9 protein-coding genes are annotated in these 13,416 nt (G+C 58.8%); all 9 read left to right on the plus strand.

The genetic code is table 11. The annotated features are described in order from the left end of the window. Position 1: 1 nt before the first annotated feature. The 9 genes from sdhA (at position 2) to E1K68_RS09575 (ending at position 13,376) form a co-directional block, all read left to right on the plus strand. Positions 2-1,774 (plus strand): succinate dehydrogenase flavoprotein subunit, encoded by a 1,773-nt coding sequence (gene sdhA / locus E1K68_RS09535; RefSeq protein ID WP_034135179.1) that lies wholly within the window; start codon positions 2-4, stop codon positions 1,772-1,774. An 11-nt stretch (positions 1,775-1,785) separates the two neighbouring features. After that, complete coding sequence (locus E1K68_RS09540; RefSeq protein ID WP_003172807.1) at positions 1,786-2,490, plus strand: succinate dehydrogenase iron-sulfur subunit; 705 nt, start codon at positions 1,786-1,788, stop codon at positions 2,488-2,490. Positions 2,491-2,751: 261 nt separating this feature from the next. Then, positions 2,752-5,583, plus strand: a complete 2,832-nt coding sequence (locus E1K68_RS09545; protein ID WP_003190008.1) for a 2-oxoglutarate dehydrogenase E1 component — start codon at positions 2,752-2,754, stop codon at positions 5,581-5,583. Between the two features lie 44 nt (positions 5,584-5,627). After that, positions 5,628-6,848 (plus strand): 2-oxoglutarate dehydrogenase complex dihydrolipoyllysine-residue succinyltransferase, encoded by a 1,221-nt coding sequence (gene odhB / locus E1K68_RS09550; protein WP_003190009.1) that lies wholly within the window; start codon positions 5,628-5,630, stop codon positions 6,846-6,848. A gap of 99 nt (positions 6,849-6,947) precedes the next feature. Then, positions 6,948-8,384, plus strand: a complete 1,437-nt coding sequence (gene lpdA, locus E1K68_RS09555; RefSeq protein WP_003190010.1) for a dihydrolipoyl dehydrogenase — start codon at positions 6,948-6,950, stop codon at positions 8,382-8,384. 204 nt (positions 8,385-8,588) lie between these two features. Then, complete coding sequence (gene sucC, locus E1K68_RS09560) at positions 8,589-9,755, plus strand: ADP-forming succinate--CoA ligase subunit beta (RefSeq protein WP_003190011.1); 1,167 nt, start codon at positions 8,589-8,591, stop codon at positions 9,753-9,755. After that, a complete protein-coding gene (gene sucD / locus E1K68_RS09565; RefSeq protein ID WP_003190013.1) occupies positions 9,755-10,636 on the plus strand; it encodes a succinate--CoA ligase subunit alpha in 882 nt (293 codons plus the stop codon). The genes sucC and sucD overlap by 1 nt, the downstream gene beginning before the upstream one ends. A gap of 428 nt (positions 10,637-11,064) precedes the next feature. Continuing rightward, positions 11,065-12,378 (plus strand): branched-chain amino acid transport system II carrier protein, encoded by a 1,314-nt coding sequence (brnQ, locus tag E1K68_RS09570; RefSeq protein ID WP_003190014.1) that lies wholly within the window; start codon positions 11,065-11,067, stop codon positions 12,376-12,378. 257 nt (positions 12,379-12,635) lie between these two features. Then, a complete protein-coding gene (locus tag E1K68_RS09575; RefSeq protein ID WP_034135182.1) occupies positions 12,636-13,376 on the plus strand; it encodes a DUF599 family protein in 741 nt (246 codons plus the stop codon). Positions 13,377-13,416: the final 40 nt, after the last annotated feature.

The raw sequence follows: 13,416 nt of genomic DNA on the forward strand, positions 1-13,416 counted from the left end.
CATGGCTAACATTCCAACTATTTCATTCGACGCCATCATTATTGGTGGCGGCGGTGCTGGCATGCGCGCTGCGCTGCAGCTGGCCCAGGGCGGTCACAAGACTGCCGTGATCACCAAAGTGTTCCCGACGCGCTCCCACACCGTATCGGCCCAGGGTGGCATCACCTGCGCCATCGCCTCCGCCGACCCGAACGATGACTGGCGCTGGCACATGTACGATACCGTCAAGGGTTCCGACTATATCGGTGACCAGGACGCTATCGAATACATGTGTCAGGAAGGCCCGGCCGCGGTGTTCGAGCTGGACCACATGGGTCTGCCGTTCTCCCGTACCGAGCAAGGCCGTATCTACCAGCGCCCATTCGGTGGCCAGTCCAAGGATTACGGTAAAGGCGGGCAGGCTGCCCGTACTTGCGCTGCGTCCGACCGTACTGGTCATGCGCTGCTGCATACCCTTTACCAAGGCAACCTGAAAGCCGGTACCACGTTCCTGAACGAGTACTACGCGGTTGACCTGGTGAAGAACGGCAAGGGCGAGTTCGTCGGCGTGATCGCCATCTGCATCGAAACCGGTGAAACCACTTACATCCGCGCCAAGGCTACTGTGCTGGCGACCGGTGGTGCAGGTCGTATCTACGCTTCTACCACCAACGCCCTGATCAACACCGGTGACGGCGTCGGCATGGCCCTGCGTGCTGGCGTACCGGTACAAGACATCGAAATGTGGCAGTTCCACCCGACCGGCATCGCCGGCGCCGGTGTACTGGTGACCGAAGGTTGCCGTGGTGAAGGTGGTTACCTGATCAATAAGCACGGCGAGCGTTTCATGGAGCGTTATGCTCCGAACGCCAAAGACTTGGCTGGCCGTGACGTTGTGGCTCGTTCGATGGTTAAAGAGATCATCGCCGGTAACGGCTGTGGCCCGAATGGCGACCACGTACTGCTCAAGCTCGATCACCTGGGTGAAGAAGTGCTGCACAGCCGCCTGCCTGGTATCTGCGAGCTGTCCAAGACCTTCGCCCACGTTGACCCGGTAGTTGCTCCGGTTCCGGTGGTTCCAACTTGCCACTATATGATGGGCGGCGTGCCGACCAACATTCATGGCCAGGCAATCACCCAGAACGCCGACGGCCAGGACGAGATCATCCATGGTCTGTTCGCAGTAGGTGAAGTGGCTTGCGTATCGGTTCACGGTGCCAACCGCCTGGGCGGTAACTCGCTGCTTGACCTGGTGGTATTCGGTCGCGCGGCCGGCCTGCACCTGGAGAAGGCGCTGACCGACGGCATCGAATACGATGACGCCACCGACGCCAACATTGAAGCCGCCCTGGCGCGCCTGAACGCTCTGAACGAGCGCACAGATGGCGAAGACGTAGCGACCCTGCGTCGCGAGCTGCAAAACTGCATGCAGAACTACTTCGGTGTGTTCCGTACCGGCGAATACATGCAGAAGGGTATTGCCCAACTGGCTGACCTGCGCAAGCGCATCGCCAACGTCAAGATCAACGATAAGAGCCAGGCGTTCAACACCGCTCGTATCGAAGCCCTTGAGCTGCAAAACCTGCTGGAAGTGGCTGAAGCGACGGCGATCGCCGCCGAGGTTCGTAAAGAGTCCCGTGGTGCTCACGCTCGTGAAGACTTTGAAGATCGCGACGACGAAAACTGGTTGTGCCACACCCTGTACTTCCCGGGTGACAAGCGCGTAACCAAGCGTGCCGTGAACTTCTCGCCGAAGACGGTGCCGACGTTTGAACCGAAGATTCGGACTTACTAAGGGTGGCTGCCATGTTGAAAGTCAGTGTTTATCGCTACAACCCTGATCAGGACGCTGCGCCGTTCATGCAGGAGTTCCAGGTCGATACCGGTGGTAAAGACCTGATGGTGCTGGATGTACTGGCACTGATCAAAGAGCAGGACGAGGGTTTCTCCTATCGTCGCTCTTGCCGTGAAGGTGTGTGCGGTTCCGACGGCATGAACATCAACGGCAAAAACGGCCTGGCGTGCATCACGCCGCTGTCCGCCGTGGTCAAAGGCAACAAGCTGATCGTTCGTCCACTGCCAGGTTTGCCGGTTATCCGTGACCTGGTCGTCGATATGAGCATCTTCTACAAGCAATACGAGAAAGTTAAGCCGTTCCTGCAGAACGACACGCCGGCTCCGGCCATCGAGCGTCTGCAGTCCCCGGAAGAACGTGAAAAGCTCGATGGCCTGTACGAGTGCATCCTGTGCGCTTGCTGCTCGACATCCTGCCCGTCCTTCTGGTGGAACCCGGACAAGTTCCTGGGTCCAGCTGCCCTGCTGCAAGCCTACCGCTTCCTGGCAGACAGCCGTGATACCAAGACGTCCGAGCGTCTGGCTTCGCTGGATGACCCGTTCAGCGTATTCCGCTGCCGCGGGATCATGAACTGCGTCAACGTATGTCCTAAAGGCCTGAACCCGACTAAGGCCATTGGTCACATCCGTAACATGCTGCTGCAAAGCGGCGTGTAACTGACGTTGTAGTAAAGCAGGACCGTTGTGCCCGTAAATGCTGCGGCGCAGGCTTCAACCGGCGCCGTAGTTTTAACTTGAGCAGCGACTTACAAAGCCGCGGCTCTTATTTTGAAGAAATGAGACAAGCAGGGGCATTCGGGTTGGTACCCGAACTATCAGCGTGATCCTAAGTGGCTTGTTTTGGTCGCTGCACTTGGCCTTTTGCAAGCAAACTCGGTGTTTTCGCCGGTGGTGTCCCCAAATCGAGGGTGACCAAGCATGCAAGAAAGCGTGATGCAGCGCATGTGGAACAGCGGCTATCTTTCAGGTGGTAACGCTGCCTATGTGGAAGAGCTTTATGAGCTCTACCTGCACGACCCTAACGCTGTGCCAGAAGAATGGCGCACCAAATTTCAGACGTTGTCTTCAGACGGCAACGCTGCCACCGATGTATCGCACGCAACAATTCGCGATCAGTTCGTGCTGCTGGCAAAGAACCAGCGCCGCGCCCAACCGGTTTCCGCCGGCAGCGTGAGCAGTGAGCATGAGAAGAAGCAAGTTGAAGTACTGCGACTGATCCAGGCCTACCGTATGCGTGGCCACCAGGCAGCCCAGCTTGACCCGCTGGGGCTGTGGCAGCGTCCTGCACCTGCAGACCTGTCGATCAATCATTACGGCTTGACCAATGCCGATCTTGATACGACCTTCCGTGCCGGCGACCTGTTCATCGGCAAAGAGGAAGCGAGCCTACGCGAAATTCACGAAGCGTTGCAGCAGACATATTGCCGCACCATCGGCGCTGAATTCACGCACATCACCGATTCCGAGCAGCGCCACTGGTTCCAGCACCGCCTGGAAGGCGTGCGTGGCCGTCCGGTATTGTCCGCCGATGTGCGCGGCCACCTGCTGGAGCGCGTGACCGCGGCCGAAGGCCTCGAGAAATACCTGGGCACCAAATACCCAGGCACCAAGCGTTTCGGCCTGGAAGGCGGCGAAAGCCTGATTCCGATGCTCGACGAGCTGATCCAGCGTTCCGGTTCCTATGGCACCAAGGAAATCGTGATCGGCATGGCTCACCGTGGTCGCCTGAACGTGTTGGTCAACACCTTCGGCAAGAACCCGCGTGAGCTGTTCGACGAGTTCGAAGGCAAGAAGAAGGTCGAGCTGGGTTCCGGTGACGTTAAATACCACCAGGGCTTCTCGTCCAACGTGATGACCACCGGCGGTGAAGTTCACCTGGCCATGGCCTTCAACCCCTCCCACCTGGAAATCGTTTCGCCAGTGGTCGAGGGTTCGGTACGTGCTCGCCAGGATCGTCGTAACGACGCCACCGGTGAGAAAGTGCTGCCGATTTCCATCCACGGTGACGCGGCATTCGCCGGTCAAGGCGTGGTCCTGGAAACGTTCCAGATGTCGCAGACCCGCGGCTTCAAGACCGGCGGTACCGTTCACATCGTCATCAACAACCAGGTGGGTTTCACCATCAGCAACCCGTTGGATGCGCGCTCCACCGAGTACGCCACCGACGTTGCCAAGATGATCCAGGCGCCGATCCTCCATGTGAATGGCGATGATCCGGAAGCCGTGCTGTTCGTGACCCAACTGGCTGTCGACTACCGCATGCAGTTCAAGCGCGACGTGGTCATCGACCTGGTTTGCTACCGCCGTCGCGGTCACAACGAAGCGGACGAGCCAAGCGGCACCCAGCCGTTGATGTACCAGCAGATCACCAAGCAGCGCACCACCCGTGAGCTGTACGCCGAAAGCCTGACCAAGGCCGGCGTGGTTGACGAAGCGCGTGTTCAGGCGAAAGTCGACGAATACCGCAACGCGCTGGACAACGGCCTGCATGTAGTGAAAAGCCTGGTCAAGGAACCGAACAAAGAGCTGTTCGTTGACTGGCGCCCCTACCTGGGTCACACCTGGACTGCACGTCACGATACCTCGTTCGATTTGAAGACGTTGCAGGAACTGTCCGCCAAGCTGCTGGAAATTCCCGAAGGCTTCGTCGTACAGCGCCAGGTTGCAAAGATCTACGAAGACCGTCAGAAGATGCAAGCCGGCGGCCTGCCGATCAACTGGGGTTACGCCGAAACCATGGCGTACGCGACCCTGGCGTTCGAAGGTCACCCGATCCGCATGACCGGCCAGGACATCGGCCGCGGTACGTTCTCGCACCGTCATGCTGTATTGCACAACCAGAAAGACGCGGGCACCTACATCCCGTTGCAGAACCTGTACGAAGGCCAGCCGCGTTTCGATTTGTACGATTCGTTCCTGTCCGAAGAAGCCGTACTGGCGTTCGAATACGGTTACTCGACCACCACGCCGAATGCGCTGGTGATCTGGGAAGCCCAGTTCGGCGACTTCGCCAACGGTGCCCAAGTGGTGATCGACCAGTTCATCACCAGCGGCGAGCACAAGTGGGGCCGTCTGTGCGGTCTGACCATGCTGCTGCCACACGGTTATGAAGGTCAGGGCCCGGAGCACTCCTCGGCCCGTCTGGAGCGTTACCTGCAACTGTGCGCCGAGCACAACATTCAGGTGTGCGTGCCGACGACCCCGGCCCAGATCTACCACTTGCTGCGCCGCCAGGTGATCCGTCCGCTGCGCAAGCCGCTGGTGGTGCTCACGCCGAAGTCGCTGTTGCGCCACAAACTGGCCGTTTCGACCCTGGAAGATCTGGCCCAAGGTTCGTTCCAGACCGTGATTCCAGAGATCGACACGCTGGACGCCGCCAAGGTCACTCGCCTGATCCTGTGCAGCGGCAAGGTCTACTACGATCTGCTGGAAAAACGCCGTGCCGAAGGCCGCGAAGACATCGCCATCGTGCGTATCGAGCAGCTTTATCCGTTCCCGGAAGATGACCTCATGGAGATCATCGCGCCTTACACCAACCTCACGAACGTGGTGTGGTGTCAGGAAGAACCGATGAACCAGGGCGCCTGGTACAGCAGCCAGCATCATCTGCGTCGCAGCATCGGCAACCACAACAAGGCCCTGGTCCTTGAGTACGCCGGTCGTGATGCTTCTGCTGCACCTGCCTGTGGTTATGCGTCGATGCACGCCGAGCAGCAGGAAAAACTGCTGCAAGATGCTTTCACTGTTTAACGCCTTCGCGCTGACTGAAACCGAATTTTAAGGACCTACAGATAATGGCTATCGAAATCAAAGCCCCGTCATTCCCGGAATCGGTTGCCGATGGCACCGTTGCCACCTGGCACAAGAAACCAGGCGAGGCCGTCAAGCGTGACGACCTGATCGTCGACATCGAGACCGACAAAGTCGTACTGGAAGTGTTGGCCGAAGCTGACGGCGTGCTGGGCGCGATCGTTGCTGAAGAGGGCGCTACCGTTCTGTCGAACCAGGTACTGGGTTCGATCGAAGAGGGCAGCGCTGCTGCCGCTCCTGCTCCTGCCGCCGCTGCACCGGCTGCTTCTGCCCCTGCTGCACCGGCTGCGGGTGGCGAAGACCCAATCGCTGCACCGGCTGCGCGTCAACTGGCTGAAGAAAACGGCATCAACCTGGCTTCCATCAAGGGCACCGGCAAAGATGGCCGTGTGACCAAGGAAGACGTGGTTGCCGCCGTTGAAGCCAAGAAGAACGCTCCGGCTGCCGCACCTGCCAAGGCTGCAGCGCCTGCTGCCGCTGCGCCTGTGTTTGCCGCTGGCGACCGCACCGAGAAGCGCGTACCGATGACTCGTGTACGTGCCACCGTGGCCAAGCGCCTGGTTGAAGCTCAGTCGAACATGGCGATGCTGACCACCTTCAACGAAGTCGACATGACCGAAGTCATGGCCCTGCGTTCGAAGTACAAGGACCTGTTCGAGAAGTCCCACAACGGCGTGCGCCTGGGCTTCATGTCGTTCTTCGTGAAAGCGGCCACCGAAGCGCTGAAGCGCTTCCCGGCAGTCAACGCTTCCATCGACGGCGGCGACATCGTTTACCACGGCTACTCGGATATCGGCGTTGCCGTCTCCAGCGACCGCGGCCTGGTGGTTCCAGTCCTGCGTAACGCCGAGCTGATGAGCCTGGCCGAAATCGAAGGCGGCATCGCTGGCTTCGGCAAGAAAGCCCGTGACGGCAAGCTGACCATCGACGAGATGACCGGCGGTACCTTCACCATCACCAACGGTGGTACCTTCGGTTCGATGATGTCGACGCCGATCGTCAACCCACCGCAAGCCGCGATCCTGGGCATGCACAACATCATCCAGCGTCCGATGGCCATCAACGGCCAAGTCGTGATCCGCCCAATGATGTACCTGGCACTGTCTTACGATCACCGCCTGATCGACGGTAAAGAAGCCGTGACGTTCCTGGTGACCATCAAGAACCTGCTGGAAGACCCGGCTCGCCTGCTCCTGGACATCTGATAGAAGCAGTTGCACGTTGCGAGCTGCAAGCTGTAGGAAAAAGCAGCTTGGCTTGCAACGTGTGACTAGAAGCTTGTCGCAAATAGAGGATCTATTTTCATGACACAGAAATTTGACGTTGTAGTGATTGGTGCAGGCCCTGGCGGCTATGTTGCCGCCATCAAGGCCGCGCAACTGGGCCTTTCCACTGCTTGCATCGAAAAATACACCGACAAGGAAGGCAAACTGGCGTTGGGCGGTACTTGCCTGAACGTAGGTTGCATTCCATCCAAGGCGCTGCTGGACAGCTCCTGGAAATTCCACGAAGCCCAAGACGGCTTCGCGATCCACGGCATCAACCATGCTGGCGTGACCATGGACGTGCCAGCCATGGTCGGCCGTAAAGCCAACATCGTCAAAGGCCTGACTTCCGGCGTTGCCACCTTGTTCAAGGCCAACGGCGTGACTTCCATTCAAGGCCACGGCAAGCTGCTGGCCGGCAAGAAAGTTGAAGTCACCAAGCCAGACGGTTCGGTTGAAGTCATCGAAGCCGAAAACGTGATCCTGGCCCCAGGTTCGCGTCCAATCGACATTCCACCTGCACCTGTTGATAACAACGTGATCGTTGATTCGACCGGCGCCCTGGAATTCCAGGCTGTGCCTAAGCGCCTGGGCGTGATCGGCGCCGGCGTGATCGGCCTGGAGCTGGGTTCGGTATGGTCCCGCCTGGGCGCTGAAGTCACCGTGCTGGAAGCCCTGGACACGTTCCTGCTGGCTGCCGACACCGCGGTGTCCAAGGAAGCGCTGAAAACCCTGACCAAACAAGGTCTGGACATCAAGCTCGGCGCCCGTGTGACCGGTTCGAAGGTCAACGGCGAAGAAGTCGTAGTGACCTACACCGATAAAGACGGCGAGCAGACCATCACTTTCGACAAGCTGATCGTTGCCGTGGGCCGCCGCCCAGTGACCAACGACCTGCTGGCTTCCGACAGCGGCGTGAACATCGACGAACGTGGTTTCATCCACGTTGACGATCATTGCGCTACCACCGTGCCTGGCGTCTATGCCATTGGCGACGTGGTTCGTGGCATGATGCTGGCCCACAAGGCTTCCGAAGAGGGCATCATGGTCGTTGAGCGCATCAAGGGTCACAAGACCCAGATGAACTACGACCTGATCCCATCGGTTATCTACACCCACCCGGAAATTGCATGGGTCGGCAAGAACGAACAGCAGTTGAAAGCTGAAGGCGTTGAAGTTAACGTCGGCACCTTCCCGTTTGCCGCTTCTGGCCGTGCCATGGCAGCTAACGACACCGGTGGTTTTGTCAAAGTCATCGCTGATGCCAAGACTGACCGCGTATTGGGCGTCCACGTGATTGGCCCAAGCGCTGCAGAACTGGTTCAGCAAGGCGCAATCGGCATGGAATTCGGCACCAGTGCCGAGGACCTGGGCATGATGGTCTTCTCCCATCCGACCCTGTCCGAAGCGTTGCACGAAGCCGCGTTGGCAGTGAATGGCGGCGCCATCCACATCGCCAACCGCAAGAAGCGCTAAGCGAGATAATAAGAAACCACGGCGGAGTTGCCCGTCGTGAGCCTTGCGCGCAAGACTCACCGCGGAATATCCGCTGGACGCAGCCTTGTGCAGCTTTACGGGCCATAAGCCCCGCAAGTTGCGCAAGCAGCAGTCACAGGTGGCGCGGCACTCATAATGAGCGCAGCGCCGAATGCGCAGTACCTAACGAAGACGGTAAAAAGCATGAATCTTCACGAGTATCAGGGTAAGCAGCTGTTCGCTGAATACGGCCTGCCAGTTTCCAAGGGCTACGCAGTAGACACCCCGGAAGCAGCAGCAGAAGCTTGCGACAAAATCGGCGGCAGCGAGTGGGTTGTCAAAGCCCAGGTCCACGCCGGTGGTCGCGGTAAAGCGGGCGGCGTTAAGCTGGTTCGCAGCAAAGAAGACGCCAAGGCCTTCGCACAGCAGTGGCTGGGCAAGCGTCTGGTGACTTACCAGACTGATGCCAATGGCCAACCAGTCACCAAGATCCTGGTTGAATCGTGCACTGATATCGCTAAAGAGCTGTACCTGGGCGCTGTCGTTGACCGTTCGAGCCGTCGCATCGTGTTCATGGCTTCCACCGAAGGTGGCGTGGACATCGAGAAAATCGCTCACGAAACCCCAGAAAAAATTCTGAAGGCCACTATCGATCCACTGGTTGGCGCACAGCCATTCCAGGGTCGCGAGCTGGCTTTCCAGCTGGGCCTGGAAGGCAAGCAAGTTGCCCAGTTCGCCAAAATCTTCGTTGGTCTGGCCAAACTGTTCCAGGATCACGATCTGGCCCTGCTGGAAGTGAACCCGCTGGTGATCAAGGCTGACGGCGATCTGCACTGCCTCGACGCCAAGATCAACATCGACGCCAACGCCATGTACCGTCAGCCTAAGCTGAAGACTTTCCACGATCCGTCGCAAGACGATCCGCGCGAAGCGCACGCTGCCAAGTTCGAACTGAACTATGTAGCCCTGGAAGGTAACATCGGCTGCATGGTCAACGGTGCTGGCCTGGCCATGGGTACCATGGACATCGTCAACCTGCATGGCGGCAAGCCAGCCAACTTCCTCGACGTAGGTGGTGGCGCTACCAAGGAACGCGTTACCGAAGCGTTCAAGATCATCCTGTCCGACTCCAACGTCGCTGCAGTACTGGTCAACATCTTCGGCGGCATCGTTCGTTGCGACATGATTGCCGAAGGCATCATCGGTGCAGTGAAAGAAGTCGGCGTTAAAATCCCGGTTGTTGTTCGCCTCGAAGGTAACAACGCTGAACTGGGCGCTAAAGTACTGGCAGAAAGCGGTTTGAACATCATCGCGGCTACCAGCCTGACCGACGCTGCTCAACAAGTTGTCAAAGCTGCGGAGGGCAAGTAATGAGCGTCCTGATCAATAAAGACACCAAAGTTATCTGCCAGGGTATTACCGGTTCGCAAGGTAGTTTCCACACCCAGCAAGCCATCGAGTACGGCACCCAGATGGTTGGCGGCGTAACTCCTGGCAAAGGCGGCACCGAGCACCTGGGCCTGCCCGTGTTCAACACCGTGAAAGAAGCCGTAGAAGCCACTGGCGCCACCGCCAGCGTGATCTACGTTCCAGCTCCTTTCTGCAAGGACTCGATCCTGGAAGCGGCATTCGGCGGCATCAAGCTGATCGTCTGCATCACCGAAGGCATTCCTACCCTGGACATGCTGGACGCTAAAGTTAAGTGCGACGAGCTGGGCGTAGTCCTGATCGGCCCTAACTGCCCAGGCGTGATCACTCCAGGCGAATGCAAGATCGGCATCATGCCAGGTCACATTCACTTGCCAGGTAAAGTCGGTATCGTTTCCCGTTCCGGCACCCTGACCTACGAAGCTGTGAAGCAGACCACTGACGCCGGTTTCGGTCAGTCGACTTGCGTCGGCATCGGCGGTGACCCGATCCCAGGCTCCAACTTCATCGACATCCTGAAGCTGTTCCAGGAAGACCCGAAGACCGAAGCGATCGTAATGATCGGTGAGATCGGCGGTTCGGCTGAAGAAGAAGCGGCTGCCTACATCAAGGCCCACGTGACCAAGCCGGTTGTTTCCTACATCGCTGGTGTGACTGCCCCTGCGGGCAAGCGCATGGGCCATGCTGGCGCAATCATCTCTGGCGGCAAAGGCACTGCAGACGAGAAATTCGCTGCACTGCAAGACGCAGGCGTTAAAACCGTGCGTTCGCTGGCAGACATCGGCAAGGCCCTGGCTGAGCTGACTGGTTGGGCTGTCAAGTAAGCCTCGCGCTTAGCTGACGCTTCACCCCACAAAGGCCACCTTCGGGTGGCCTTTGTGCATTCTGGGTATACGCAGATTTGGGGATGTACTCGGTTCAATGTGGGAGCTGGCTTGCCTGCGATGCAGACACCTCGGTGCATCAGCCAAACCGAGTCGATGCTATCGCAGGCAAGCCAGCTCCCACAGGGTTGTGTATTGCCCAATTAAGTATGAAAACGCGACATTGAAATGTCGCTTATCGGACAGTCCGCCCCGCAACAGTGCGTTTGTCAGGCTAATTCTGTACTCTAGCCGCCTCTTTATGCGTCCGCGTCCCAAAAGGAAGCTGCGCGCTAGACCGGTCGGTCCCCACAAGGGCCGGCAGCATTTCCCTCATCCATAGGGAAGCCCTCTCTAAATTCCGATTCAGTAGTGTGGTATTTCCTCAAATGAAAGTGTTGAAAAGCCAGGATATCCTGGCGCTGGGCTTTATGACCTTTGCCCTGTTCGTGGGCGCCGGCAACATCATCTTCCCGCCTATCGTTGGTTTGCAGTCCGGGCCGCATGTGTGGATGGCGGCGCTGGGCTTTCTGATCACCGCAGTCGGTCTGCCGGTGGTCACCGTGATCGCCCTGGCCAAGGTCGGTGGTGGCATGGATGCGCTGAGCAGCCCGATTGGCAAGATCGCCGGTGGCCTGCTGGCGGCAGCGGCCTACCTGGCCGTGGGCCCGCTGTTTGCGACCCCGCGCACCGCAACCGTGTCGTTTGAAGTGGGCTTGGCGCCCTTGACCGGTGAAAGCCCGTTGGCGCTGTTCCTCTACAGTTCGGTGTATTTCTTGGTGGTGTTCTTTGTCTCCCTGTACCCAGGTCGATTGCTGGACACCGTGGGCCGTTTCCTGGCGCCGCTGAAAATCATCGCCCTGGCCATTCTCGGCATCGCTGCGTTTGCCTTGCCTGCGGGTGAGGTAGGGGTTGCCACGCCGGAATACGTTGCCGCGCCATTCTCCCAAGGCTTTATCAATGGTTACCTGACCATGGATACCCTGGGCGCGCTGGTGTTCGGCATTGTGATCGTCAACGCGATCCGCTCCCGTGGCGTCGAGTCGCCCAAGCTGATCACCCGCTACGCGATCATTGCGGGGCTGATTGCCGGTGTGGGCCTGGCGCTGGTGTACGTCAGCCTGTTCCGCCTGGGTTCGGGCAGCCATGCCGTGGCCGCGGGTGCCAGCAATGGCGCGGCGGTGCTGCACGCCTACGTGCAATACACGTTTGGCTCCCTGGGCAGTGGCTTCCTCGCCGTGCTGATCTCCCTGGCGTGCCTGGTGACTGCCGTAGGCCTGACCTGTGCCTGCGCCGAGTACTTCAGCAAGATCCTGCCGCTGTCCTACAAGACCCTGGTGGTGATCCTGGCGCTGTTCTCGCTGTTTGTGTCCAACCTGGGCCTGACTAAACTGATCGCCTTCTCGATCCCGGTGCTGACCGCGATCTACCCTCCGTGCATCGTGTTGGTGGCCCTGAGCTTCTGCAAAGGGTTCTGGCAGGAACAGGGCCGTATTGTCGGCCCGGTGATGCTGGTGTCGTTCATCTTTGGCTGCATCGACGCACTCAAGGGCGCGGGCCTGGCGGGTTGGATGCCTACGCAACTGGTAAACCTGCCGTTGAGCGAACAAGGCTTGGCGTGGCTGGTGCCGTCGGTGATGACGCTGGTCGTGGCCGTGGTGATTGACCGTATGCTGGGCAAGCGCAGCGAAGCTATCGCGTAACACGCGGTTCGTGCTGTGCTGAAATGCCCCGTATCAAACGATACGGGGCATTTTTTTTGAGTCGATGGCAGTGTCTTTTTTTTGGGGATGGCGTCAAAAATCTCAAGTTGAAAACACTGGTCGGTGTGGGAGCTGGCTTGCCTGCGATGGCGGCACATCGGTTGCGCGCGGTGGTGACTGCAAAGACGCTATCGCAGGCAAGCCAGCTCCCACATTTGGACCGTGTCGGCCCTATCATCCTGTGTACAAGGACCCGCATGTCGTTCGTTGAAGCCAATTGGATCCACCTGCTTGCCGCGCTCTGGTTTGTCATCTGCTGGGGCGGCTACACCCGTTACGCAACGTGGAAAGCCCGGGACACGGCGTGCCTGGCCAGCGTGTTGCACCTGTACCGTGAAGACTGGATGCGCCGCATGCTGCTGCGCGACAACCGTATCGCCGACGCCAGTGTGATCGGTAACCTGGAGCGCAATGCCTCCTTCTTCGCCTCCAGCACTTTGATCATCCTCGCCGGTATTCTCACGGTGCTGGGGGCTTCGGAGCGCGCAGTGTCATTGCTGGCGGACATTCCCATGGTGCAGCAGGCATCCCAGGGTATGTCGGAGATCAAATTGCTGTGCCTGGCATTGGTGTTCGTCTACGCCTTTTTTACCTTCAGCTGGTGCATGCGCCAGTACAACTTCGCGGCGGTACTGGTGGGCTCGGCGCCTATGATCGGTGAACGGCACGTGTCGGAGCAGGAGCGCAAGGCGTTTGCTTTGCGGGCGGCGCGAGTGATTTCGATGGCGGCCAACCAGTTCAACTTTGGCCTGCGCGCCTATTACTTCGGCATGACCATGCTGGCCTGGTTTGTCAGCCCCTGGTTGTTCATGTTGATGAGTAGCGGGGTGGTGCTGGTGCTGTACCGCCGCGAGTTCCATTCCGATGTATTGCAGGTGATGGTGTATACCCCGACCGATATGCCAGCAGTCGAGGCTGCAAAAGAGGGTGCATCGTAGCGCTGGCAGTAAATCGCAGACAAAGAAAAGCCCGCTTAGT

It is taken from the genome of Pseudomonas sp. B2021, assembly GCF_018135665.1.
Taxonomy (GTDB): domain Bacteria; phylum Pseudomonadota; class Gammaproteobacteria; order Pseudomonadales; family Pseudomonadaceae; genus Aquipseudomonas; species Aquipseudomonas lactis.